General features: G+C 72.7%; 16 protein-coding genes. 6 read left to right on the forward strand and 10 right to left on the reverse strand.

Features of this window, described 5'->3' with window-relative positions; all coding sequences use genetic code 11:
- Positions 1-25: 25 nt before the first annotated feature.
- The gene (locus WME89_RS53460; RefSeq protein WP_438007173.1) at positions 26-241 is read left to right on the forward strand and encodes a hypothetical protein; all 216 of its coding nucleotides are present in this window, start codon (positions 26-28) and stop codon (positions 239-241) included.
- 9 nt (positions 242-250) lie between these two features.
- Positions 251-808: a dihydrofolate reductase family protein gene (locus tag WME89_RS53465; RefSeq protein ID WP_438007174.1), complete on the forward strand. Its 558-nt coding sequence runs from the start codon at positions 251-253 to the stop codon at positions 806-808.
- Positions 809-1,016: 208 nt separating this feature from the next.
- Here the strand turns inward: WME89_RS53465 and WME89_RS53470 are convergent, their stop codons facing one another.
- Genes WME89_RS53470 through WME89_RS53505 form a run of 8 tightly spaced genes read right to left on the reverse strand, consistent with a single transcriptional unit; the run spans position 1,017 to position 16,709 of the window.
- Positions 1,017-5,528: a DUF6531 domain-containing protein gene (locus WME89_RS53470; RefSeq protein WP_438007175.1), complete on the reverse strand. Its 4,512-nt coding sequence runs from the start codon at positions 5,526-5,528 to the stop codon at positions 1,017-1,019.
- Between the two features lie 16 nt (positions 5,529-5,544).
- Positions 5,545-6,729: a hypothetical protein gene (locus tag WME89_RS53475; RefSeq protein WP_438007176.1), complete on the reverse strand. Its 1,185-nt coding sequence runs from the start codon at positions 6,727-6,729 to the stop codon at positions 5,545-5,547.
- On the reverse strand, positions 6,726-8,270 hold the full coding sequence (locus WME89_RS53480) for a hypothetical protein (RefSeq protein WP_438007177.1): 1,545 nt from the start codon (positions 8,268-8,270) through the stop codon (positions 6,726-6,728). The genes WME89_RS53475 and WME89_RS53480 overlap by 4 nt, the downstream gene beginning before the upstream one ends.
- On the reverse strand, positions 8,267-9,286 hold the full coding sequence (locus tag WME89_RS53485; RefSeq protein WP_438007178.1) for a hypothetical protein: 1,020 nt from the start codon (positions 9,284-9,286) through the stop codon (positions 8,267-8,269). Before WME89_RS53485 ends, WME89_RS53480 begins: the two co-directional genes overlap by 4 nt.
- Complete coding sequence (locus WME89_RS53490; protein WP_438007179.1) at positions 9,283-11,835, reverse strand: type VI secretion system Vgr family protein; 2,553 nt, start codon at positions 11,833-11,835, stop codon at positions 9,283-9,285. The genes WME89_RS53485 and WME89_RS53490 overlap by 4 nt, the downstream gene beginning before the upstream one ends.
- Positions 11,836-11,866: 31 nt before the next feature.
- A complete protein-coding gene (locus WME89_RS53495; protein ID WP_438007180.1) occupies positions 11,867-12,340 on the reverse strand; it encodes a hypothetical protein in 474 nt (157 codons plus the stop codon).
- An 8-nt stretch (positions 12,341-12,348) separates the two neighbouring features.
- Positions 12,349-14,523, reverse strand: coding sequence for a type VI secretion system Vgr family protein (locus WME89_RS53500; protein WP_438007181.1), 2,175 nt, complete (start codon positions 14,521-14,523; stop codon positions 12,349-12,351).
- Positions 14,520-16,709 (reverse strand): type VI secretion system Vgr family protein, encoded by a 2,190-nt coding sequence (locus tag WME89_RS53505; protein WP_438007182.1) that lies wholly within the window; start codon positions 16,707-16,709, stop codon positions 14,520-14,522. Before WME89_RS53505 ends, WME89_RS53500 begins: the two co-directional genes overlap by 4 nt.
- Positions 16,710-16,918: 209 nt before the next feature.
- Between WME89_RS53505 and WME89_RS53510 the strand changes: the two genes are divergently transcribed.
- The 3 genes from WME89_RS53510 (at position 16,919) to WME89_RS53520 (ending at position 20,925) form a co-directional block, all read left to right on the forward strand.
- On the forward strand, positions 16,919-17,950 hold the full coding sequence (locus tag WME89_RS53510) for a DUF2169 family type VI secretion system accessory protein (RefSeq protein WP_438007183.1): 1,032 nt from the start codon (positions 16,919-16,921) through the stop codon (positions 17,948-17,950).
- A gap of 18 nt (positions 17,951-17,968) precedes the next feature.
- A complete protein-coding gene (locus WME89_RS53515) occupies positions 17,969-19,651 on the forward strand; it encodes a hypothetical protein (protein ID WP_438007184.1) in 1,683 nt (560 codons plus the stop codon).
- Positions 19,652-19,836: 185 nt separating this feature from the next.
- Positions 19,837-20,925 (forward strand): AAA family ATPase, encoded by a 1,089-nt coding sequence (locus WME89_RS53520; RefSeq protein ID WP_438007185.1) that lies wholly within the window; start codon positions 19,837-19,839, stop codon positions 20,923-20,925.
- A gap of 52 nt (positions 20,926-20,977) precedes the next feature.
- Here WME89_RS53520 and WME89_RS53525 read toward each other — a convergent pair whose 3' ends face one another.
- Positions 20,978-21,676 (reverse strand): O-methyltransferase, encoded by a 699-nt coding sequence (locus tag WME89_RS53525; RefSeq protein ID WP_438007186.1) that lies wholly within the window; start codon positions 21,674-21,676, stop codon positions 20,978-20,980.
- Between the two features lie 225 nt (positions 21,677-21,901).
- Here WME89_RS53525 and WME89_RS53530 point away from each other — a divergent pair, with 225 nt between their 5' ends.
- Positions 21,902-22,777: an AraC family transcriptional regulator gene (locus WME89_RS53530; RefSeq protein WP_438007187.1), complete on the forward strand. Its 876-nt coding sequence runs from the start codon at positions 21,902-21,904 to the stop codon at positions 22,775-22,777.
- A 242-nt stretch (positions 22,778-23,019) separates the two neighbouring features.
- Here WME89_RS53530 and WME89_RS53535 read toward each other — a convergent pair whose 3' ends face one another.
- On the reverse strand, positions 23,020-24,432 hold the full coding sequence (locus WME89_RS53535) for a spondin domain-containing protein (protein ID WP_438007188.1): 1,413 nt from the start codon (positions 24,430-24,432) through the stop codon (positions 23,020-23,022).
- Positions 24,433-24,579 lie beyond the last annotated feature (147 nt).

A 24,579-nucleotide genomic window follows, 5' to 3' on the forward strand; every position in this document is an offset into this window, starting at 1 on the left:
GACGTCGTACGCTTCTTCGGGCTTGATGTGGACCCTCCGACCTCCGGAGGAGGCGGGGTCGGCGGCGCTGGAACCGGAAGCGGCGGCGCATCAGGCGAAGGCGGCGGCGCGGACGGCGGCGCTCGCCGCGGAGCGCGTGGCGGTCGCGGCGCTGACCGTCGAGCCGACACCTTCGCTCCTGGCGCACATCCTCAGCGACAAGTTCTGCGACGGCCTGCCGTTCCATCGCCAGGAGTGTTAGACTCGCCGCATGGGACTCTTGACCTTCAGCATCAACGTCACCCTGGACGGCTGCGTCGACCACCAGGAGGGAATCGTCGACGACGAGACACGCGCCTTCTTCACCCGCCTCATGGAGGAGGGCGGGGCGATGCTGTGGGGCCGCGTCACCTACGAGATGATGGAGAGCTACTGGCCGGCGGTCGCCCGCGGCGACGAGGAGGCGCCGCCGGCGATGCGCGAGTGGGCGGTCAAGCTGGAGGCCAAGCCGAAGTACGTGGTGTCGTCGACGCGAAAGGACTTCCCGTGGACCAACAGCCACCACATCGCCGGCGACCTGCGCACGGGCGTGCAGAAGCTCAAGGACGCGACCCCGGCCGGCGTGCTCCTCGGTAGCGGCAAGCTCGCGACCGAGCTGGACCGGCTGGATCTGATCGACGAGTACAAGTTCCTCGTTCACCCCAGGATCGCCGGCCACGGCCCGACCCTGTACCAGAGCGGGCTGCCCAGCACGCGACGGCTCGAGCTGGTCTCGGCGAAGCCGCTCCGCAGCGGCGCGGTCGCCATGCACTACCGGCGCGCGCGCTGACTCAGAGCAGCCCCATCGCTCCCTGAGCCCCGGGCCGGGAGAGCGCGCGTCTGCCGTTCCGTCATCCCGGGCCGCCTTGGTTGTCGAGCTTGCCAGCACCCCTGAGCCGCGCTGTCACCCTCGGGGCGGTGCATGGGAGGAGCCTTATCACTGCGGCGGGGCGGGCTCGATCGGGTACAGGAGCGCGGGAGGGAGACAGGGGGGCGGGTCAACCCATCGGCGGCATGTCAGGCCAGCCGCCCGGAGGCGACGTGACAATCGCTGGCGGCTGGGGCGTGGTTCCGGGCGGCGTCACGGGCAAGCCCTCGACGGGGGCCGGCGTGACCATCGCTGGCGGCCGGGGCGCGGTTCCGGGCGGCGTCACGGGCAAGCCCTCGACGGGGGCCGGCGTGACCATCGCGGGTGGCTGGGGCGTGGTTCCGGGCGGCGTCACGGGCAAGCCTTCGACGGGGGCCGGCGTGACCATCGCGGGTGGCTGGGGCGTGGTTCCAGGCGGCGTCACGGGCAAGCCCTCGACGGGGGCTGGCGTGACCATCGCGGGTGGCTGGGGCGTGGTTCCAGGCGGCGTCACGGGCAAGCCCTCGACGGGGGCTGGCGTGACCATCGCGGGTGGCTGTGGCGCGGTTCCAGGCGGCGTCACGGGCAACCCCTCCACGGAGGCCGGCGTGACCGTCGCCGGTGGCTGGGGCGCGGCTCCGGGCGGCGTCACCACCGGCGGTCTGCCTTCCGACCCCGGCGTCACCGTGGCCGGAGGAGGCACCACCATGGCTGGCTTGGGAGGCCAGGGATTGCGGGGGCCGGTGGGATCGAACGTCCGGAAGAGCCACGATCCATCATTGACCTCCTCCGGACCGATGTCGCGGCGGGGCGCCTGCACCTCGGTGTTCAGCAGCTTCGCGAGGTCCGCGGCAATGCCGTCATCGGCTGCTCCGGTCGAGCAGGAGATGAGCCGGATCTTCTGCCCCTTGTAGTCCGGCAGCCGCTTGATCACCGCGGCCAATCTCTCGGCGTTCAGGACGATCTTGTCGCCGGCCCGCTCATCATAGAAGTCCACGGGGACCGACTTCGACGCGACATAGTGGCGCGAGCCGTGGACGATGACGTCATAATAGCCCGGCTCGGGGACTCTCTCGCACATGGCCCGTCCGAGAGCCCTGTCCCAGGCGGGGTTCCCGAGCACGCACTGGAGCCCCAGCGCGTCGACGTGGACGACCGGGCTGCCATCGAAGGCGGCCGGGTTCGCGCCGCCAGGCAGGCCGAGGGGGTCCGGGCTGAGCCAGCGCGCCGTCGCAGGGTCGAAGTAGCGGTGCAAGGTATGAGAGAAGCCCGTCTCCTCATCATGATAATGGCCGAGGAGCCGGAAGGGCGTCTCCGGCGGGCGCGCCCGCCCGGGAGGCGTGGCGCGGGCGACCACCGCGCCCCAGGCCGAGCACACGCCCGCCCAGGCGATCTCGCCCCGCTCGTCGACGAGCTCCCGCGGCGCGCCCAGGTGATCGTTGATGTACGCGAACACCTCGCCCTGCTCCTGATGCAGCAGGGGCGCGAGCGTCCCTGCCATGTGCACGAATACCCGCGTTCCTCGCTGCGAGTCGATCTCGGCGGCCAGCGCGAGCCCGTCCCACAGATAGCGCACCACGCGCGGCGCGGCGGGCGGATCCATGGGTGAGGCCGGTGGCGCCGGGAGGATCTCCTTGCGCACCCGCCGCCCGTAAGCATCGTAGGTGTAAAGCACCCTCGCCCCGCCCGGGAGCCGCGCCTCGCGGAGCCGATCGCGGCAGTCCCAGAGCAGCTCGGTCACCGCCCCTCCCTGGCGCTGCCGCACCCGCCGCCGGCCCTCGTCGTGCTCGTACTCCACATCGCCGGCGCGGATCAGGACGTTGCCAGGCCTCATCGCCCAGGGGATCCCCTGCTCGGGGTCGCCGCGCAAGCCCACCACCGAGCCGGCGGCGTCGTGATCGATGAACTCTCGCTGCTCGCCCCGCCTCGCCTCCACCAGCCGGCCGGAGGCATCATGTTCGTACCGCGTCGACCCGCGCAGGGAGTCGTCGACCGCCTGGAGATAACCGCGCACGTCATAGCGGAAGACGCGATCGAGGAGCGTGGCTCGCGGCGCCCCGGGCGCCCTCGCCGCCGCGAGCACCCGCTGCCGCGCGATCCGGTCCATCGCGTCGGTCGACGTCACGATGTCGACCCCGCTCGTATGGAGATGCCGGCGCACCTCGTTGCCGAGCGCGTCGCGCGCGATGCTGACGACCCGACCTTCGTGCTCCACCGCGATCAGCGCCCCCGCGGCGTCGTAGCGGTACCGCGTCGTCTCTCCGGTGGGCAGCACGCGCACGGCGCGCCGGTTCCGCTCGTCGTACCCGTAGCGGATCGTGAGCCCGTCCTGGGTCTCGGCGACGAGCCTGCCCAGCGCGTCGAGCTCGGTCTCGACCACCGTCTTTCCCGTCGCCTCGTCGACGGTGCCCACGAGCTTCATGCCGGATGCCTCGAACGACAGCGCGCCGTGCGGCGAGCGCTCGATACGGAGCGCGCCGTGCGCGTCGGTCTCGAACGCGCGGTAGGTGCCATCCATGTGCTCGATCCGCGCGAGGTGATCGGACCTCGACCAGCGGTAGCGCAGGATGCGCCCGTCGAACGTCCTCTGCTCGATGACGCGCCCGGCGCGGTCGTAGCGGTACTCCCAGACCTCGCGGCGGGGATTGCGGATCGCGCGGACCCGCTCCAGCGTGTCGTACTCGGCCTCCCAGACCTGCCCGTCGGGGCCGACCGTCCTGCGCAGGGAGTGCGTGCCGCCGTGCTCGCCGGTGAAGACCGCGCCGGCAGGATCGGTCTCGCGGACCAGCCGGCCGAGCGGATCGTACTCCCGGCGCACCGTCGAGCCGTCGGGCCGCTGGGTGGCCGTCACTCGCCCCTCGGCGTCGTAAGTGAAGCGCGTCGTGCGCCCGAGCGCGTCGGTGATCGACGTGAGGCTCCCGAGCGCGTCGTACGCATACAGCGTCCGGTCCCCGGTCGCGCCGGACTCGACCACGATGTTGTCCTGCTCGTCGTACTCGAAGGAGACGTGCAGTCCGTCGGGATCGCGAAGCGCCGAGATCCTCCCGCGGCTGTCGTGATCGAGCGAGAGGGTGAGCCCCGAGGGATACTTGACCTCGATGAGCGCTCCCCTGTCGTCGTAAGTAAACTCGGTGACGCGGCCGTCGGGCAGGGTGCGCTTCACCATGCGGTCGTCGCGGAACTCGCGCCGGGTGATCCGGCCCCCGGCGTCGGTGTGGGCGATCAGGTTGCCGCGCGCGTCGTACTCGTACTGATGGCGCTCGCCCGCGGCGTTCTCCTCGGCCACGATCAGGAGATCGTCGTCATACTCGGTCTTCTGCACCACGGCGCCATCGCTGGTCCGCTGCAAGGTCACCGCCCCCCGCGCGTCCCACTGGAACACCCGAGGCGCAGGGTTGCCGGTCACCGTCGTCTCGCCTCTGCGCGTGTCATAGGCGAGATCGGCGGCGTGGATGCCGCCGTCGCCGTGACCGCGGACGCACCGGCCCGACGCGTCGTACTCGTAATGAAAGCCGAGCCCGGTCGGCAGCGTCTTCGCGACCAGCCGGTGGTGACCGTCGTAGTCGTAGCGGGTGGCATGCCCCAGCGCGTCCGTGTAGCGCTCGAGGTCGCCGTGCTCCGAGTAGGCGTAGCTCACGGCCCGCCGCGGCGCCCCGGCGGCCCAGACATCGAGCCGGATGATCCTGCCCTTGCCGTCGTGCGAGAGGCGGAGCTCCCGGCCCGAGGTGCCCACGATCTTCACGAGCCGATCGCCCTCGTAGACCAGCTCGACCACGTTGCCAGAGGGATCGCGCAGCGCCTGGAGCCTCGCCCTCGCGGGATCCCCGTCGGACCGGAAGACACGCGTCAGCCGCGCATCGATCTCGAAGACCTCGATCGTGCTGGCCTTTCGCGTGACGGTGAGCCGCTTCCCGCGGTGGAACGACGAGCCCTTCTCCGGCACGGGAGGCAGGCGGACGTCCCGCCCGCTCGCGTCGCGCAGGAGCAGGTGGTCGTCGGCCAGATCGATCCACTGGTGAAAGCTGTGCGTCCACCCGCCCCGGCCGAGCGGGGTTTTCTCCCGGTTCCTGCCGGAGGCGTAGAGCCTCCGCCACACGACCCGGATCCGCCCCTCCAGGACGGCGTCCACGTCGTCATCGCACACCTCGCCCGAGGCGACCGAGACCGGATCGATGACGTAGCTGTCCTTGGCGCTGAAATTCTCTGAATTCGCCCCGGAGGCGCTCACGTCGACGCCATGAAACAAGGTACCGACGCACTGGGCGACCTTCCCGTCGGCTGTCGCCGTGTTCATGTAGCCCTGGTCGAGCGTGCGACATACGTTCGCATCGCCGGCCCAGAAAAGCGTCGATGCAGTGAACATGGTCGCCCGGCCGCAGGTGGCGAACGTGACCATGTCGCCGCCCGTCGACTTGCTCGGCATGTTGCCGGGCTCGTCGATCTTCATATGGCTGCGCAGCGTGAGCACCGGCTTGTCGCTGATCGTGGTGCAGGGCTGCGTGCCCTCGGCGGTCGCCGAGCGCGCCATGTAAACGTAAGGCGTGGGGACGGGGGCGCCCGCGGGCGTGAGCGCAGGGCCATGGCTCACCGCCGGCGTGGGCCCCGGCATCACGTGGCCGCTGCCCGTCGTCGCGATCTCCTTGTTGCTGCTGGTCGTCGCCATGGCTTGCCTCCGGCTCTCAGCGGATCATCCCGAGGACGCGAGCGAGCCGCTCGGGGTCGACCCGGTAGCTGACGTTGCCCTCGAAGAAGCACACCCTGCGGATCAGGGAGAGCGCGAGCAAACTCGCCGTGATCGCGGGTTCCTCCTCGCGGTCGAGGTTGCGGAGGATGAAATCCTCGTTGACCTGGGCCGGCACAGTCGAGCAGAACGGATCCTCCTGATAGCCGAGATACCCTTTCAGCTTGACCTCCAGCCGGGTGGCGGGGTCATCCAGCGTGACCAGCCTGGGCGCGGACATGCGCCTTGTGTGCTCTGCCCTGTACTCGTCCGCTCGCCTGGCGGCATCGGCCTCCTCGGCGCTCTTGCCCTCGAGATAGGCACGGCTCCACTCGCCGAGCTCGTCTTTCGCGCGCCTGTCCGCCTCGCGGCACAGGCGGATCGCCTCGTCGAGCCGATCGGCCAGCGCATGCCGGTCGACGCCGAGCTCGCGCAGCTTTCTCGCGTCCTCCCAGATGACCTGCCCGAGCCGGTCGTCCGCGCTCAGGAACCCGCTGGCGGAGTACCGCTCCGGCCGCAGCTTGTCGACGAGCGCCTCGACAGGGGCCTGGAAATAGGCGGCGAGCGCAGCCTCGATGCCCTCCGGTGTCATCCCCTCCAGATCGAGCGGGAGGATATCCGGAGCTCCGTGGCCAGCGCTCGACGTCCTCTGGCGTTGAACGCGCAGATGGATCCAGTCGCGCATCTCGGGCGTCAACTCCAGGTCGGGCGGGAGCTCCCCGGTCGGCGTCGAGGCGATCTCCTTGCACAGCCGCCGTCCCAGCATGACCGGGAGCGAAGGGTGCTTGTTCGGGCAATAGCGCCAGTGGACCACGGAGCCGAGCTTGAAGATCGCGTCCGGCCGGATCGCGTTGAACGTCCGCGGGATGTGCTCCCCCTCGAGATCGAGCACCGCGGCCGTCTCCGCAGGGAAGGGCGCTCCGCTCCCCGCCGCCCGCTCCAGCCCCTCGGCCAACGACCCGATGTACCGCTCCAGGCGGCCGGGATACCCCCGGATCCAGCTGGCGAGCACCTCGTCGTACCGGGCGACCTGCTCCTGGTCCTCGGCCGTGCTCGCGCGCGGGGCCGCGAAGCCCAGCCACGCGAGCACCGACCAGGCCCATCTCTCGTCTGCGACCTGCTGCGGCGCGCTCTCCTCGCTCATGTCCACCCTCCTGCCGGGTTCCCCCGTGACCCCTGCGCGCAGGCGGCCGTGAGCGCCGCGATCCGGTCCTCCGGATCCGGCGTCCACAGCGCCAGCTCGATCGACCGCCCGAGCCCGGCGCGCGCGGCGATCTCGTCCGCCCGACGCTGCGCCTCGTCCCGGTCGAGGAGGCCGCTCGCGAGCTCCGCCGCGACCGTCTCCAGCCGCCACGGCTCGCCGAGGCGATAGCGCAGCGCCGGGTCCAGGCGAGCCGCCCCGATGGCGCTCTTCCAGGCGAGGGCCCGCTTCCGCTCCGGCGCGGGCACCGCGGGGCCGAAGAGCGTCGCGAGCGCGCTGGCCGCGGCGTCCGCGAGATCCTCGTCCGCGAGGAAATGCGTCAAGAACGCCCACGACCCCGGGTGGCCGAAGCGACCGATGGCCGAGAGCGCCTCCGGCGTGACCGGAGCGCGCGAGAGGATGCCCTCCATCCTCCGGAGATCGTCGGCGCGGCCCGCGAGCACGAAGAGCTCGAGCGCCCGGGCGCCGAGGACCGCGACGAGATCGTCGCGAGCGCAGACCTCTTCGTAAGGATCGCGGTGCCCCGCGACCGCGAGCGTCCGCGCCGCGCCCCACGCCACGGCAGGGCTCGGGTCGCGCAGCCGCGCGCGGAGGAGCGGCACCAGGGAGGGCGGGACGACCTCGCGCGCCTCGCGCGCCTCGCGCGCCTCGCGCGCCTCACATCGCTCGACGGCGCGGATCGCCGCCAGGGCGACAGGGGCCTCACCGTGCTGGAGCCAGCGCGCCAGATCCGCCCGAGAGAGCCCGCCGCGACGGGAGCAGACGTCGACGCCGACAGCGCGGGCGACAGGGTGGCGCGAGGCGAGCAGCGAGGAGCCGAGCTGCGCGAGCTCCGGGTGAGGCGCCACGGCGAGCGCCTCGGCGATCGCGAGGGCGTCCCACAGCGCGTCGCCCGGGAGCCGCTCGATCCCACGCGCCAGCGCCTCGAGCGGCGCCGGGCCCTCGATCGAGCCCAGCACGAAGGCGGGGACCCAGCTCTTCCAGGGATCAGACCCCTCCAGCGCGCGCATCCACCAGCGCACCACCTCGGCGACGCAGCCTGCGCCCGTGGCGAGGATCGCCTCGGTCTGCACCAGGATCCTCGCCTCGATGGAGGGACGGTGAACAGCGGGCCGCTGCCAGCGATGGCGGGCCAGCATCGCGATCGTCTCGGCGCACGCGTCGACGATCGCCGCATGGAAGCGCGCCATCGGCAGGGGCTCGCCCCCCGCGTCGGCGAGCCGCACCGGAGGCTCGGCCGTCGCGTCGAACCTGGCGAGCGGATCGTCGTCGGGCGAGCCCGGCGCGACGCGCCCCTCGGGCAGCGCGAGCCCAGGGCCGGCCTCCGCGACCGCCGCCGCCTCGGCCGCGAGCAGGGGGTCGCCGCCGAGCGCCTCGGGCAGGAGGGATGCCCCTGGGCCGACGCCGGGGGGAGGCGAGAGCTCGACCGCGGGCAGCGCGTGCGCGAGCGGCAGGTCCCGCGCCGCCTTGAGCACCGGTTTCATGCGCCGGCTCCCGTCGCCAGGGCGACACCGCGCGTTCCATCGGGGGAGATCGCCCAGGCGAGCATCGGCGCGCCGGACGCGGCGGGCGACCCGGTGGCTCCGTGCCGGAGCGTCGCCAGCCCGTAGGCCAGATTGAATGCGCCGGCCGCCGCGCCGACCACGCCGACGTCCACCTCGGGACAGCTCACCTCGTGCTCGGGCTCGAAGCGCTCGCCGGTCCGCGCCAGGGCAAGGAGCCACTCCGTCTGACGGAGCGAGCCCACCTGGAGCTGGCCAAAGACCGCGCCCACCCGGCCGGCACGCGGCAGGTCGCGGAGCGCCTGCGTCATCGCGACGCCGTCGACGATCGCGTCGTCCGCGTCCGTCGAGCGCCCCTCGACGATCGCGGCGCCGTGCACGGTCCCGAGGAGCGGCAGCCGGGCGAGGCGCGCGGCGTCCGGGGCCGTGACGACCAGGGCCGCCGCGCCCTCCGAGGGCCGCGGGACCTCCGCGGCCCACGGGCTCGGCGGGCGGGAGACCCAGTGACGCAGGCGCTCGATCGAGATCAGCGAGTCCGCGGCCACGATCACGACCGCGCGCGCCCGACCTGCGGCGAGGAGCTCCTCGGCAGCGCGCAGGCCGGCGAAGCACCCGGCCTCGCCGGGGAACTGCAACGGCTCGAGGCCTCCGAGCCGCGCGGCGAGCGCCGCCTCGACCTCGCGGACGTCGTCCCTGGACAGCCCGGGCCGCGGGCTCGCCGCGACCAGGACGAGCGCGAGCCGATCGAGCCCCGGCGCGCTGTGGAGAGGTCGGGTCGCCTCGTCCATCGCGGCGAGCGCCATCCGCGCGATGCGCGCGGCGGCCCGCTCGCGGGCGCCGATCCACGGGCAGAAGCCGACGCTGAGCCGCTGGCCGCTGGCGAGCAGGAACGGAGATGCCTGAGGCGCCGGCACGCGCGCGCGCAGGTAGAAGACGTGCTCCGAGGACGTGATCCCCGCCGGCGAAACCAGCCCCAGACCGACGACGGCCAGCTTCATCGGTGCGACAGGCTTCCCGACTGTGTCACGAGCCCCTCGATCTCGATCGTCGATGCCTTGATCAGGAGCCCCGCCGGAGACGCCGCGAGGGTGGCGCCAGGCACGCTGAAGGTGACGTGCGCGCCCGACATCGACAGCGCGCCGCCGACGCGGATCGCGATCTTCGGCGCCTCGATCGCGTAGGAGGCGCCCTCGGCGACGAGCGCGCCCGAGACCTCCAGGCTCGCGGCGGCGGCGGCGCCGCGCCCGATCCCCCCGGAGGCCACGATGTGCGCGCCGCCGCCGATCGACTCGACGGAGGCGCCCGCGGCGGTCTGCGTCACGGCGGCCGCCTTGATCGTCCGGCTCCCGCCCGTCGCGTGGGCGCTCGCGCCGAGCGTCTTCCACCCGATCGTGCCCGCGCTCGCGATCAGCGACGAGCCCCCGATCCCCACGAGCGCATTGCCGCTCACCACCACGTTGCGGTGCCCAGGGCCGGGCCCGGCGGGGGCGCTCGCGTCGCTGCTCCCGCCGCCGGCGCCCCCGCCCCCCTGAGCGGCGCCCGGATCCGGCGCGTCCGGATCCCACGGAGGAGGCGCCTTGGCTCCAGCAACGCTGGCCATGATCGCGTCGCCTCCAGGGAGGAGCCCGAGGAGCGCGCCGGCAGCGGCCATCTTCCCGGCCTGCGCCGCGCCCTCCCATCCGCCCCCGTCGCGCTGCATCGCGCCCTCCGCCGCGGCCTTCGCGATCCCCAGCGCCGAGGCCGCGATCCTCCCCGCCGTCCCCTTCGAGCCGACCCCGTGCAGCGCAGCCGCCGCGGCCAGCTGGAGCGCGCCCTTGACCGGATCGCCCACCTGCTCGACCAGGGCGCCGCCGACCAGCACCGACTCGCTCCCCACCACCACGCCGAGATCCCCCGCGGCGGTCACCTTGTGCTGGCCCCCGACCGACCCGGACTGGGAGCCCACCGCGTCGAAATACGCCTGCTTGACCGAGATCGCCTCGTCCGCCGCGACCTCGCGCGACTGGCTCCCCGCGACGCTGTAGCGCTCGTCGTGGACCGTCTGCACAACCATGCTGGCGCGGGCGGTGGTCGTCTTGCCGAACGTCGCCTGGACAGCGAGATGCTCCCGCCCCGCCGCGTCATCGAACGAGAGGAGGTTGCGGCCTCCGGCGCCGGGCGAGCTGTCGGTCGCGAGGACGGTCATGGTCTTGTTGGCCGGCAGCGGAAAGGGGGGCGCGCTCTTGGCGTTGTAGGAGCGCCCGATCACATACGGCCGAGCCGGGTCGCCGTCCTCGAAGAGGGCGAAGACCTCCCAGCCGACGCGCGGCACGAGCATCGAGCCCGGCGTGTTCGGCTGCAGCGTGCGGATCGGCAGGCTGCTGGCGGCGTCGCCGGGACCCTCGAGATCCCAGTGGAAGCGGACGCAGACCCTGCCGAGATCGTCGGGGTGGATCTCGGCCCCCGGGGGGCCCGTGACGATGGCGGACTGGGCGCCATGGATCCGGGGGCGCGCGGTGCGCTGCGCGAGCCGGAAAGGGACCTCGCGCGGGATCGACTCCACCTCGACGCGGTGAACATCCATCGATGCGCTCCAGCCGTGCTTGACGGCGACGACGAGGTGCTCGCGGCCGGGCGGGGGCGCGCCGACGTGGCTGGCGGAGACCTCCACGGAGAACAGGAGCCCCGGCGCGAGCGCGAGCGCCGTCGACTGGAACGAGCACCGCAGCGCCTCGGCGCGCAGGCTCTCCAGGCGGAGGCGCGCCCGCGCGGGATCGCGCGCCTCGCCCGGGCGCGCGGCGACCTCGTAGACCTCGCTGCGCTGCTCGAGGTCCGTGCCGTCGCTGTGCGTGGCCTCGAGCAAGACGGCCGGGCGCTCGGGGTCGTACCCGCGCAGCGTGACCTTGCCGGGGCGGCGGCGGCGGAGGGCGCGGTAGCGCGTCAGCGCCGGTCCGGGGCCCAGCAGCGAGGCCTCGTCGACGAGGGGGAGCGGCTCCGGGAGCGCCGGCGGCGCGCCGGGCGAGCGATCCGTGATCTCGATGGTCTCGTCCGCGTCGCCCGCCTGGCAGGGAAAGCGGAAGTACAGGCCCTCTTCCTCGCACATCCGCCGCACGAACGCGGCGTCCGTCTCGTCGTACTGGACCACGTGGTCGCGCGGCGCGTGCTCTTCCGAGAGCGCGAGGACGACGGCGCTCGCGCCGTACCCCCCTTCCCCCAGCACCTTCTGCACGATCGCCGGCACCGAGAGGCGCTGGAAGATCCGGGAGCGGCGGCGGTGCTCCAGCAAGGCGAGCCGCGCGCCGAGCGCGAAGCGGTACTCGCGCTGCGCGCCCTGCCGCGAGGTGGCGACCGCCGTCCACTGCGTGACGACGCCGAGGAGCGCGCGCGCGCCGTGCTGCGTGTCGAGGGTGACCGAGCAGCAGCTGCCCAGCGCTGCCGCGGCGGCGATCGGCTCGGGCGAGGCGACGACGACATCGAAGCGCGAGGGCTCGCCGAGGCGCTCCTCGCCCGAGAAGGCGCGGCACTCCACCGCGGGGAGGCCCTCCGCGAGCCGGACGGCTACGGCCATGACGGGCCCCCGGACGCGCGCTGCCCGTGCCTCACGGCAGCTCCACCTTGGCGGACAGGACGCGGACCAGCGCGCCCATGTCGAGCACCATCCGGTCTCCCTCGATCCGCACGAGGCCGGCCGCGTCGGCGGTGATCGACGCCGCGCCGACCTCGATCGAGGCGGCGCGGTCGAGCCGCACGCGCAGCTCCTTCGCGTTCACGGACACGACGCCATCGGCGTCCCGCGCGATGGGCGGCGAGGTCTGCAGCGCGCCCATGATCGCCGGGCCGCGCGGGCTGTCCGCCACGATGATCATCCGGCCGGTCCGCAGGCAGTCGTCCGCGAGCGCCGGGTCGACGCCGTCGCCGAGGACGGCGGCGCAGCGCGCGCCGGCGGTGGTCCGGATCCGGTACGATCCCGAGAGCGCGAGCTCGATGAACGCTCCATGGATGCCCGGCCCGAGCGCCAGCTCCCGCTCGTTCGCGCGCGAGCGGGGGAGTGAGGAGCTCTTCTTCTTCGCCATGCCGAACCTCATTCGTGCTTCTGCGTCCCGCTCTCGACGCTGCCGACATCGCCCCTGAACTGCCCGGAGATCTCGATCTTTCCTGGGCTCATCTTCACGACCACGCCGCCCGCCTTGAGGGTGAGCGTGCCCGAGCTCTCGATCGAGACGTCCGACCCCTGGATCGTCACGTCGCCCCCGACGGTATAGGTGCCCGCCGCGGTGAACGTCTCGGTGATCGCGCCGCCCGCGGTCACCTTGCGCGAAGGGTACGTCTCCGAGAGCAGGCCCCTGGCCGTGAGCGTGTACTCGGAGCAAGAGACGCTCTTCGCGCCGGCGATCTGGAGCGTGGACACGCCGCCCACGTCGACGGCGGCGCTCGACGCCGCCGCGCTCGACCAGCCGCCCCCGTTCAGGACGAGGGATCCGCCCTTCACGACCCGCTGCTGGTGCTCGATCGCCGCCTGCGCCTCGCCGCCGCCCACGATGCGCGTGAACGTGGCGCACGCCGTCGTGTGATCGCCGCCCGTCCGGACGCCGCGCAAGGCAGCGATCGAGACGGACTCGGAGGCGGCGCTGAGGCTGATCTGCGCGCCCGCCTCGACCGTGCGCGACCCGCCGACGCGGTACGTCTGCGCGCCGGTCACGCGCTGCTCGAGGACCTGCCCGACGATGAGCTCGCGAGAGCCGCCGACAGACCACGTGTCATCGGCCTTCACGGCGGTGACCTTGTCGTTCTCGGTGCGCTCGTTGAAGTCGCTCGAGGCCTCGAAGATCATCCCCTCGTCGCCGGCGGTGTCGTCGGTGGCGAGGCGGTTGCGGCCGCCGCCGCCCGGCGTCGTCAGCGTCCCGAGCGCGCTCACGACCTTCTCCCTCGGCAGCGGCGCGGGCGGAGGGGCCGCGCGGTTGTAGAGCCGCCCGAGCACGACGGGGGCGTCGCCCTCCTTGCCGGAGAACCCCACGAGGACCTCCCAGCCGACGCGGGGGAGGAAGAGGGCGCCGGAGGTGGCCGGCTGGCTCACGCGCGTCCACGCCGAGCTCGTGCCGTCGTCGGGGCCCCGCCGGTCCCACCTGTGCTTCACGCGGACACGGCCGTGCTCTTCCGTGTGGATCTCGGCCCCGCGGGGCCCGGCGACGACCGCCGTCTGCACCCCGCCGAGCCGCGGCGCGCGAGAGCGCTCGGGGCGATAGGGGATCTCGGCGGGGATGGCGGTGAACCTGGCGGCATACGGCCTCTCGTCGGCCTCGCGCTCGCGCCCCTCGTGGATCACCTCGACGAGCAGCCAGCGCCCGTCGAGGTCCTCCCGCTCGCCCCCCTTCAAGGTGAGCACCGCCCCCGCGAAGAGTCCGCGGGCGTTCGTCTCGCCGTGGAGGACCCGCCGCCGGGCGCGCGCCTCTTCCAGCCGCAGCGCGGCGACGCGCCGCCCCGCCGCCGGGTCGAGGTAGCCTCCGGGGTAGTCGTGCACCCGCCGCCCGCCCGCGCCCGCCGAGACGCCCTGATCGAGCATCGGCTTCTCGAAGTTGTAATCGCCCAGGGCGACCTCCTCGATCGCGACCCGCTCGACCAGCCGCGCGCGGTAGACCGACTCGCCCGCTTCCATTCCTGCCTCTTCCCGGACGGGCAGCGGGCCGCCCTCGACCTCGGGGTGCGCGGCGATCCGATCCGTCAGGATGCAGGTGCTCCCTGCCGGATCCAGGAACCACGCGATCCCCTCCTCGGCGAGGAGGCGCGTCATGAACTCGAGATCTCCCTCGAACTGCTGGATGCACTGGGCGCGCTTCTGCGGCGCGCGGCCGACGCGGAGGTCGAGCGCGATCCCGTGCTCCTCGAGCAAGGTCCGGGAGATCGCGATCGCGTCGAGGTCCACGAAGACGCGGTGGTCCACGGCGTCCATGCACGCCGCCGCGCGGGGCACGAGCGTGAGCACCCACAGGCCAGGCTGGACCTCCACCGCGTCGACCACCGCGTCGATGGAGCGCTCGCGCCCGGAAGGCCCCTGCCACGTCAGGCGGGCAGAGGCGGTGATCAGCGAGAGCGGGTCGGCCTCGCTCGATGGGTCCGAGAGGGCGCAGGTGATCTCGAAGGAGAACGGGGCATCGAGGCGCTCCCGCCCGAGGAGCCGCGTGACACGGAGCGCCTCGGTGAGGCCCTCGACCGACACCTGGAAGAGCTGCGCGAGCGCCATCCCCACGGCGTCCTTCACGTGATCTTCGTCCCGTTGAGGTGCTTGACCACGCGCCCGTCCACCTTCGTCGTGCCGCGCGTCGCGCGCAGCGCTCCGCCGCGGATCTCGAGCGCCCCCGCGCTCAGCGAGGCCGCCTCGATGGTGATGTCCGCCCCGGTGATGGCGAACTCGCCGCCGGCGCGGAGCGTCGCGCTGCCCGCCGCGATCTTCCCGACCGCGGCGGAGAGCGCGGCCGCGCCGCCGGCCGACTCCACCGCGGCGCCGCCCGCCTGGATCCGCTTGGCGCCGTACGTGGTGTCCGCGAACCTGCCGCCCACCACGACGGTATAGGCGCCGCCCACGGACTCGACCCGCGCGCCGGCGACGCTCTCCGTCACGCCGAGCGCCGCCGCGAGCGTCGATGAGCCGCCGCTCGCCTGGACGAAGGCGCCGTCGACCTGCAGGTTCGCCTGGTTGCACTGGAGCGCGTACGCGGCCCCGACGACCTCGGTGTATTCCCCGCTCGCCGTGACGGTGCGATTCCCGCCGGCGCTCAGGAGCTCGGCCCCGCCGACGGAGAGCGACACCGCGCCGCCCGCGGCCGTGGCGAAGGTCGTCCCCACGCTCACCGACTGCGAGCCTCCGACCGCGTGCGCCTGCGCGCCGAGGACGACGTGGGCGAGCGAGGTGCCGACGTCGTGCGTGAGATCCGCGCCGACCTCGGTCCTCGACGCGCCGCCCACCGACACGCTTTGATCCCTCGCGGCGTGGAGGAACAGCTCCTCCTGGCCAGCGTCGTCGCTCATCCGGATCTCGTTCGTGCTGCCGCCTCCGGGCGATGTCGCGGACTGGAGGGTTGTGGTCGCCGCGCGCCCGGGGAGTGGATACGGCACGACGGCCGTCGCATTGTAATGACGGCCGAGGACGAAGGGGACGTCCGGATTGCCATCCAGGTAGACGACCGGGACTTCCCATCCGACGCGCGGCAGGAGCATGGCGCCGCCGAGCGGCCATTGCAGGCACCGCACCCAGGCCGACGAACGGTCGTCCGCGATCCCCGAGGGATCCCAGAAGAACCGGAGCTTGACGCGGCCGAGCTCGTCCACGTGGATCTCCTCACCGGGCGGCCCGGTGGTCACCGCGCTCTCGATGCCCTCGACCCTCGGCCCCCGGGCGGGGATGGCCGGCCGGAAGGGCATCTCGCCGGCGGGGACGAGGAGCAGCCGGTTGCGGTAAGGCGCTGCCGCGGCGACGTTCGGCGCGGGCCGCCGGTATGCGTGCTCCACCCGGACGACGAGGTACTCGCGGTTCATCTCGTCATCCATGCATCCCTCGACGCGGATCCGGCGCCCCGGCTGCATGCGCGTGCAGTCGCTCGCCGCGAGCGCGCGCACGGAGAAGCGCCGGAGCTGCTCGAGGCGCACCTCTGCCCGGCGCTTCGCCGCGGCGCTGGTGGGCACGAAGGCGGGATACTCGAAATACGAGAGCGCGCCCCCACCGGCCGCGCCTTCGATGTAGACGTCCGGGTTCTGGACGTCGAAGTCGCGGACCAGCACCGAAGAGGGGGTGATCTCCGCGGTCAACGTGAGCTCATCCACCGAGCGCCGCCGGACCATGCCGCTCGCGTCCTGGTAGGGGACGGTCACCGGCGCTGCGATCCCGTCGTGCGCCTCCGGCGTGTCCCCGAGGACGAGGACCTCGTGGTCGCCTGCCGTGTCGAACCAGTACGAGATCCCCTCGTCCGCGAGGAGCCTCTCGATGAAGGACCACGCTCGCTCGCCGTACTGCGCGCACTGCCGTCGCCGCGCGTAATCGCCCGCGAGCCGCAGGTCGAGCCGCTCGGCGGGGACGCCCGCGTCGCGCAGCACATCGGCGACGATCTCGTGAGCGGCCTTGTCGAGGAAGACGCGGTAACCGCCCTGGAGGGTGAGCTGCCACAGGGCTGGCACGAGCACGAGCGTGTACCGATGAGAGGCTCGCTCGCGCCCCTCATCGCTGATCTCGGAGAGCAGCAGCTCGATACGGCGCGTCGCCCCCTCGAGCTCGTCCCGGAGCGAGAGCAGCGCCCGAGATCCGGCCGCGGCCCCGAGGTCGAGCGCCTCGGCCGTGAGGATCTCGACCTCCCAGCGAGGGAGTTCGTTGATCGCCTCCGTGCCGGTGACGCGGAGAACATGGCACGATTCGACCACCTTGTTCGCTATCTCGAGCTCAAGCTCGAGCTCCATCTCGCTCCTGCTCTCGGCCATTGCGGGGCACAAGCCATCCTGGTATCATGTGGTCATGGTGCGGGCAACAGCTCTTCGCCCTGTCCCTCCTCGTGATGGTTCGTATGGCTCGCTGCGCGGCTACTGGCCTTTCGTGATCGCACGTTCTCGTCGCTCTCCGCAGGTTCTCGGCGCGAGCTCGCGCCTCGTTCAGCGCCAGGCTGGGCAACGTGGGAGTTGATGCAGCCGCCGTCGGCGCGGCGCAGGTCAGCGGGGCTGTGGCCAACGCGACGCCGTTCGCGGTCGTGGCGTGTCCGCTGGTCGAGGCATCCGGGCGGCCTGTGGTCGCCGTGATCGTCAAGGGCACGTTCGGGGTGGAGCGCAGCAGGGTCGTGCCGGTGGAGCCTCGGCCTGTCCGGATGAGCGATGTCCCGCGCGACGGGGGGAATCCGTGGAGCAGCCTCCGGTACGCGTCGGATCTCTGCCCGCGCAAGCATGGGGCCGATGTCGTGGCCGTGGGCGAGGCGATCTCCCCGCGGCCCGTCGTGGCGATGGACGTGGCGATCAAGGTCCGTGGGACCTCGGCGCCGCTGCGGGTCCATGGCCCGCGGGTGTACTATGCGTGGCTCGGTCAGGTCGCCATCGGTCCGGCGGCGCCGTTCGAGCGAGTCCCGCTCGTCTACGAGAACGCCTATGGCGGGCGGACCGACGACCTGAAGCTCATCGAGCCGCGAAACGCGAGCGGCACGGGCGTCGCGCATCACCCTCACGATCTCATCGATCGCCTCGCGCCGCAGATCGAGCACCCGGCTCATCCCATCACCGGGCCGCTCGATCGCCCGGCGCCCGCGGGATACGGGCCGATTCCCGCCCACTGGTCGCCGAGGCGCGAGCGCGCGGGCACCTTCGATGAGCGCTGGAAGGCGGAGCGAATGCCGCTCATGCCGCTGGATTTCGACGTGAGGCACCACAACGTCGCGCACCCGGCGCTGATCCTGGACGAGCCGCTGCGGGCCTCGGACCCGGTCGCGGTGCTCGGGATGTCGCCTGATGGGCTCTTCCGTTTCGAGCTGCCCGCGCTCCCGGTCGTCATCCATGCTCGCTTCGACAGCGGGCGCAAGGTGAGCGTCCGTCCGGAGATCGACACGCTCGTGCTCGAGCCGGCCGAGCGTCGGTTCGAGATCGCGGGCCGGCATGCGTTTCCGATCGGCCGCGGCGTCGAGGTGCTGCGCGAGCTCCGGGTGGACCTCGACGGCGGGTGAGGCGAGGGCAGGGCGACGATGGCTGTCGACGAGAGGGCCGGAGACGGCGAGGTGGAAGGGGGCGTGAGCCTGGCGCATTACGCCGCGGTGTACGCGGCCCTCTCGGAGGGGTCTTCGCTGGACGCTGCGCTCCTCCGCGAGCGCGTCCCCCCGGCGTCCTGGCGCGACGCGGAGCCTGCGTGGGCCGCGCGGCTCGCCGAGAGCGCCGGGGGGGATCAGGCTCTCCTCGGCCGGTACGACGCGTTGCTCTCCGAGGCGCGCGCCCGGTTTTCCCGGCGGATCCGGCCCATCGACGAGGATCTCCGGGCCTGGCTGGGCTTCCTGCGCGCCTGGTCGGCCTCCGGCGACCACCTCGCGTTTCTCGACGCGCGCGGCGTGCGCTTCAGCGACATCGCGCGCCTGCAGTGCCGCTGGGCGGAGCGCATCGCCTCGGACGCCGATCTACGGGAGCAGGCGCTCGCCGTCGCGGGAGAGCCGCCGGGGCCCTGTCCGGAAATCGCGGTGGATCCCGGCGCTGTGCCGCCTGCGGAGGCGCGGCCGTCCGGGCGACCGGCGAGCGGGCTGGGGGACAGCCGGGCGCCCCGTCCCTCGCTCTGGACGCCCTTGCCCACGCCGGGCAGCGACCCACCCCCGCCGGCGGGAATGCTGGACGGGCCGGCACCTCCGCCGGCGTCGCGCGCCGAGGTGGCCCTCGCGGCGCCGAGGGCGCCCGCAGCGGTCGAGCGGGTCGAGATGCCGCAGGGCATGAGGCATTTCCAGAGCGTACGTGAGACGGAGCTCGGGGCCGTCGGGCCGCCGGGACCGGCGTTGCCGTTCGCGTCGGCGCCGGCGGTGCCGCCTGAGGTGGCGTTCGAGAGCGCGAAGCAGCACGCGGAGGCGATGCAGGGGCCGCGCGCGGAGCCGGTCGCGAAGCCGCTCGCGGTGACGGCGCCTCTGCGTGGCGGGCCCGGCGGGGCGCTCCTGCCGTTCGCGCGCGAGGCAGTCGCGGGCGCGGCTCCGGCCCCGGAGGTCCCGTCCGGCTTCGCGATCCCGGAGGGCATGAGGGATTTTCAGAGCCTTCGTGAGACGGAGCTCGGGTCTATCAAGCCGCCTGGACCGGCGTTGCCGTTCGAGTCGGCGCCGGCGGTGCCGCCTGAGGTGGCGTTCGAGAGCGCGAAGCAGCACGCGGAGGCGACGCAGGGGCCGCGCGCAGAGCCGCTCACGAAGCCGCTCGCGATGACGGCGCCGCTCCGCGGCGAGCCCGGCGGGCCGCCCCTGCCGTTCGCGCGCGAGCCAGGTGCGGGCGAGGGCGAGGGCGCGGGCGAGGGCGCGGGCGAGGGCGCGGCCCCTTCCCCGGAGAGCCCCGCCGGCTTCGTCATGCCGGAGGGCATGAGGCGTTTCCAGAGCCTCCGTGAGACGGAGCTCGGGCCCTCCCGCCCGTCTGGACCGGCGTTGCCCTTCGCTCCGCCGCCCGCAGGGAAGGCCGCGCTCGAGAGTGGCATACCGTCGCTCTCGCTCGAGCGGTACGCCTCGCTCTGCGTGGATCTCCGTCGCTTCCCGGAGCAGGGGAGCGAGATCCTCCGCCGTCACGGGATCACCGCCGAGCAACGGGCGAACCTCGACGCGCACTGGCGCAAGCGAATGGCCGAGGAGCCCGCCGTGCGGCTCGCATGGGAGCGGGCCTACGAGGCGTACGCGGCCCGGGACGCAGGGCCGCGCTGACATCCCGTGTCTCGGGCGACCGCCGCGCAGCGGGTCAGCCCGTACGTTGCTGGACCGCTGGGGGTGTCGGTTAGCGCCAACGAGGAGTGGGTCGGTCGGGGCAGTCTGGTGCTCCCGGGCCACGTGTCCGCCATCGTTGTCGCGGCCGGCGTCCAGGCGGCCGGCGTCGGGCTATCCTGGGCGGGATGACGGTCCAGGAGCTCCACGTCGCCGGGTATCGCTCGATCCGCGAGCTGACCCTCCCCCTCGCGCAGGTCAATGTCATCGTCGGACCGAACGGCGTCGGGAAGACCAACCTCTATCGCACCATGGTGCTGCTCGGCTCGGCGGCGAGCGGGAGCTTTGCGCGCACCCTGGCCGAGGAGGGGGGGATGCCCTCGGTGCTCTGGGCCGGCCAGCGCAGCAAAGGCCCGGTGCGGATGACGCTGCGGGTGCGGCTGGACCAGCTCGTCTACGAGCTTCAGTGCGGGCTGACGCCGCCGCCGGCAGGGCCGTTCGCGCTGGACCCGGATATCAAGGAAGAGAACCTCTGGCTGCTCGACAAGCGTCGCCGCCTGCCGATGCTGGAGCGCGCCGCGGGCTCGGCCTTCGCGCGCGACGTGGACGGCCACCGCGTGACCTTTCCCTTCTCGCTCTGGGGCTCGGAGTCGGTGCTGTCGCAGGTGGTGGAGCCGCACCGCTTTCCGTTGCTCTCGGTGGTGCGGCAAAAGCTGATGAACTTCCGGTTCTATCACCACTTCCGCACCGACTCCGGCGCGCCGTTGCGGGTGGAGCAGGTCGGGGTGCGGACGCCGGTGCTCAGCACCGATGGCCACGATCTCGCCGCGGCGCTGGCGACGATCCTCGATATCGGCGACAGGGGCGCCTTGAAGGACGCCGTCTCCAGCGCGTTCCCGGGCGCGTCGCTCGAGGTCTCCTCGACGCAGGGGCGGTTCCGCGTCGAGCTCGGGTTGCCAGGGATGTCGCGGCCGCTCGACGCCCGCGAGTTCTCGGACGGCACGGCGCGCTATCTCTGCTTGCTGGCAGCGCTGCTGAGCCCGAGGCCTCCGCTGCTCCTGGCGCTGAACGAGCCGGAGACGAGCCTGCATCCGGATCTGCTCGGGCCGCTCGGGGATCTCCTTGTGCACGCGGCATCCCGGAGTCAGCTGTGGATCACGACGCACTCCCGCCCGCTGGCAGAGCGGATCCGGAAGGCGACGCCCTGCCGGCTCATCGAGCTCGATAAGAAAGGTGGAGAGACGGAGCTCGCGGGCGGCGCCGCGGCGGATGAATGAAGTCCGCCTCCGCGTGAGCCCTGCGAGCGGAGCCGGCGTCGGGGGAGGCCGGTCAGCCCGGGGGCGCCGGCTGCCGAACCGAGTACTCGGTGCCCGAGCGGAAGGGCACCGTCATCGACGCGAAGCCATGGCGCGGATCGCGCACGTAGGCGACGTAGTCGCGGTAGTCGGCCCTGAAGACGCCGACGTTGTCGGTCACCACCACGGCGCCCGGACGCAGGGCCGGGGCGACGAGCTTCAGCACGTCGAGGGCCCGCAGGGGAAACCCATCGTTGAGCATGAAGTCCACCTCGCCGAGGTCCGCCCGCAGCGTCTCCGTCGCGTCGCCCACGCGGATCTCGGCAAAGGACGCGAGCCCCGCCTCCTCCAGGTTCGCCTGCGCGCGCCGCGCCTTCTCCGGCAGGAGCTCGGTGCCGATGACGCGGCCGCCGCCGTTGTCGCGCACCGCCGCCGCGAGCCACAGCGTCGAGACGCCAAAGGACGTGCCGAACTCGACGATCGTCCTGGCGCGGAGCGCCCGCGCCGTCAGGTAGCAGAAGGCGCCCTGGTCGGACCCGATCGCGAGGTACTTGTCGGCGAAGTCGAGCTCCGTGCCCGGGGCGTCGATGCGGCGGCCGAGGAGCATCCGCGGCAGCTGCGGCAGGAAGTGGAAGAGCACGCCCGGCATCTGCCGGTCGGCCTCGTCGTGGAGGCGCCGCAGCACGGCGCGCACCCGCCCGTCGGGCAGGACGGCGAAGGGATCGGCCCTCATGGTCGGCCTCGGGTCAAGGACATACGTTCTCGGAGCATTCGCTCGCCCTCCTCACAGCCATTGCCTCTCGCGCTGAACACCGGAGATTCGGTGGAAGCGGAGGCATGAAGGAGAACCTAGCCGCCGGCGCCGTTGACCGCATTGCGCAATCAGGACAATTTGTTTATCAAAGCGGACATGGCAGCGAAGCGGCGGAGTTCGAGGGCGACGCGGATCGCGCATCCGATGGGCTGGGCATTCAGCGGAGACGTCCAGGTGGCGAACGAGCCCCGTGGCGCGGTGGCGTCGTTCGAGTCGCTCGCGAGCCGCTTCGCGCTCGAGGCGCGCGGGCGCTGGACGACCGCTGTCGCGCGGCCGGTGAACGCGATCGGGCTCAGCATGGCGAGCGGCGGGCTCGAGAGCGAGCCTCACGCGCACCGCGAATCGCAGCTCATGTATCTGGTGCGCGGAGAGCTGATCTGCGAAGCGTCGAGCGCCCTCTGGATCGTGCCGCCGCAGTCGGCGCTGTGGATCCCCGCGTCGGTGACGCACCGGATTCGCGCGAGCGCGCCGCTCGAGGGCTACAGCGTCTTCGTCGAGCCCGGCGCCGCGCCGAGCCTCCCGCAGGATTGCTGCGCGGTGTCGGTGACGCCGCTCTTCCGCGAGCTCTTGCTGCGCCTGGCGGCGCGTCCCGCGCTCTACGATCTCGACGGGCCGGACGCGCGCCTGGTAGGCGTGCTCCTCGACGAGCTCGCCACGGTCTCGATCGAGAAGCATCGCCTGCCCATGCCGACCGATCCGCGGCTCCGTCGTCTGGTGGATGCGATGACCGCCGACCCGGCGATCGGCGTGACGACGAAGACGTGGGCGAAGCGAATCGGCGTCAGCGAGCGGACGTTGAACCGTCTCCTGGTCGAGGAGACGGGTCTGAGCTTCGGCCGCTGGCGCCAGCAGCTCCACATCATCCTCGCCATCCAGAAGCTCTCCCGCGGCGCGGCCGTGCAGAGCGTGGCGCTGGACCTCGGCTACGAGAGCGCGAGCAGCTTCGTGACCATGTTTCGCAAAGCGCTCGGGACGTCGCCCGCGCGGTACATGGCGAGCCGCCTGGCCATGCCTGCGTGACTCCAGAGCTCACCTCGTCGAGCGTGGTTCGCGCCGCAACGTCGCGCGAGGTCGAGGAGCCGAGGAGGGAGCGTGCCTGTCGGCACGTGACCGAAATGACAACGCGCACCCCTGGCGCCGGTCTACCTGGGTAGGAGAGCTGGGCCTCTGCGTGAGCGACAGGCTCGAAGGTCACGCATGAACGGCCCCGGGCGCCCCCGGGGCCGTGATCCAGCAGCCAGCGCTGCCGCTCGTGGTCCCTGCTACCGCGCCGGGGTGATGGTCACCTTCAGCATCTGGTTGGCCGCAGGATAGAGATAACCGTCATCGACGGCGCGCACCCGGTCCGTGGGATCGTCGGCGCCCATCTGCGGCCCGGCCTGGCGCGGCGCCTGGTCGGGGCCCACGCCGGGCCACTGGTTGGCCTCGGTGCCCGCGTCCCAGATCGTGACCTGATCGGAGACATCGCCGCTCACCGGCTCGCCGCTGGCGTCGAACAGCGCGATCCCCTCCTCGCTCGGGCCGAAGAACAGATCGTTCGATTGCCCCAGCATCGACGCGAAGCTCAGCCGCTCGCCGGGCCGCGCGGTCACCGTGAAGCTGAACTTCGCGCCGGGCAGCAGCGGCCCCGGCATCGAGGCGTCCACGGGCGTGTTGTAGACCAGCACCGACGAGAGCCCGCCCTCGCCTCCGACCTCGGCCTCCAGCGACCCCGCGAGCGTCGTCGGGTTCCCGTCCTCGGCCAGCATCTCGAGCCCCTTGCCCCAATCCGCCTCGCCCGACCTGAACAGCGGCGCTGCGGCCCCGTGCACCACCGCGACGCCCGGCGCCGCCGGCGAGGTCAGCCCCGCGCGGGGCATGACCCCCTCGTGCAGCATCGTCGGGTTCCCGTCCTCGGCCTGCGCCTCCAGCCCGTTGCTGGGGTACGCCAGTCCGACCGTGAACAGCGGGTCTTCCATCGTGTGCACCACGAAGAGCCCCGGCGACAGCGGCACGGCGGCCGGCTCCCCGCCCTCGGGCATCAGCGTCCCCACCTCCGACATGTTGGTGATCCGGATCGTGAACTCATTGCCCGGCTCCGGCGTCACCGTCACCTGGATGACCTCCTCGACCGCCGGGTAGGTATAGTCATCCTGGACCAGCCGCACCGTGTTGTCCGGGTCCTTGGCGCCCGTGTTCGGGCCGCTCTGCCGGGGCGCCTGGTTCGGCCCCGCGCCCGGCTCCTCGTTGGCCTCGCTGCCCGCGTCCCACAGCAGGACCTGGTCGGTCACGTCCCCGCTCACCGGGTTGCCCGCCTCGTCATAGAGCGCGATCCCGGCGCCGTCGGGCGCATAGAACAGATCATTCGACTGCCCGAACATCGTCGTGAACGACAGCCTGTCGCCCGGCAGGGCGCCGACGCGGAGCTCGAAGCTCTTCTCGGGGAAGAGCGGTCCGGGCATGCTCTCGCCGACGGGTGTGTTGAACACGCCGGCCACCCGGTAATCCCGCGCGGGCGTCACGTTCTCGATGGTCACCTCGAAGCCCGTGGCCGCATCCCCGCCAGCGGATCCGCCGGCGCCTCCCCCGCCCATGCCGCCGGCGCCGGCGGTATCGCCGTCTCCGCCATCGCTGCAAGCAGCGGCGAGGGTGAGGACAAGGGACAGGGACGACAGCGCGCGACGCCGAATCTTCATGACGATCCTCCAGAAGCGATGAATGAGATGACGCGAACTGAATCGCCCCCGCCGCGGCGAGCGGCGTGGCAGCGATCGTTCCTCCAACGCGCTCTGGAGACCGGAGCGGCCGCGGGCGCCCGCATGGCGCCCGCTTCGGCCCGCGAT

Origin of the sequence: Sorangium sp. So ce321, from assembly GCF_051530195.1 — a bacterium.
Classification (GTDB): domain Bacteria; phylum Myxococcota_A; class Polyangia; order Polyangiales; family Polyangiaceae; genus Sorangium.

Coding starts and splice junctions, on each gene's coding strand:
- WME89_RS53465 (WP_438007174.1), top strand. CDS start 251: ATGGGACTCTTGACCTTCAGCATCAACGTCACCCTGGACGGCTGCGTC.
- WME89_RS53480 (WP_438007177.1), bottom strand. CDS start 8,270: ATGAAACCGGTGCTCAAGGCGGCGCGGGACCTGCCGCTCGCGCACGCG.
- WME89_RS53505 (WP_438007182.1), bottom strand. CDS start 16,709: ATGGAGCTCGAGCTTGAGCTCGAGATAGCGAACAAGGTGGTCGAATCG.
- WME89_RS53475 (WP_438007176.1), bottom strand. CDS start 6,729: ATGAGCGAGGAGAGCGCGCCGCAGCAGGTCGCAGACGAGAGATGGGCC.
- WME89_RS53535 (WP_438007188.1), bottom strand. CDS start 24,432: ATGAAGATTCGGCGTCGCGCGCTGTCGTCCCTGTCCCTTGTCCTCACC.
- WME89_RS53485 (WP_438007178.1), bottom strand. CDS start 9,286: ATGAAGCTGGCCGTCGTCGGTCTGGGGCTGGTTTCGCCGGCGGGGATC.
- WME89_RS53460 (WP_438007173.1), top strand. CDS start 26: ATGTGGACCCTCCGACCTCCGGAGGAGGCGGGGTCGGCGGCGCTGGAA.
- WME89_RS53495 (WP_438007180.1), bottom strand. CDS start 12,340: ATGGCGAAGAAGAAGAGCTCCTCACTCCCCCGCTCGCGCGCGAACGAG.
- WME89_RS53515 (WP_438007184.1), top strand. CDS start 17,969: ATGGCTGTCGACGAGAGGGCCGGAGACGGCGAGGTGGAAGGGGGCGTG.
- WME89_RS53525 (WP_438007186.1), bottom strand. CDS start 21,676: ATGAGGGCCGATCCCTTCGCCGTCCTGCCCGACGGGCGGGTGCGCGCC.
- WME89_RS53520 (WP_438007185.1), top strand. CDS start 19,837: ATGACGGTCCAGGAGCTCCACGTCGCCGGGTATCGCTCGATCCGCGAG.
- WME89_RS53530 (WP_438007187.1), top strand. CDS start 21,902: ATGGGCTGGGCATTCAGCGGAGACGTCCAGGTGGCGAACGAGCCCCGT.
- WME89_RS53490 (WP_438007179.1), bottom strand. CDS start 11,835: ATGGCCGTAGCCGTCCGGCTCGCGGAGGGCCTCCCCGCGGTGGAGTGC.
- WME89_RS53470 (WP_438007175.1), bottom strand. CDS start 5,528: ATGGCGACGACCAGCAGCAACAAGGAGATCGCGACGACGGGCAGCGGC.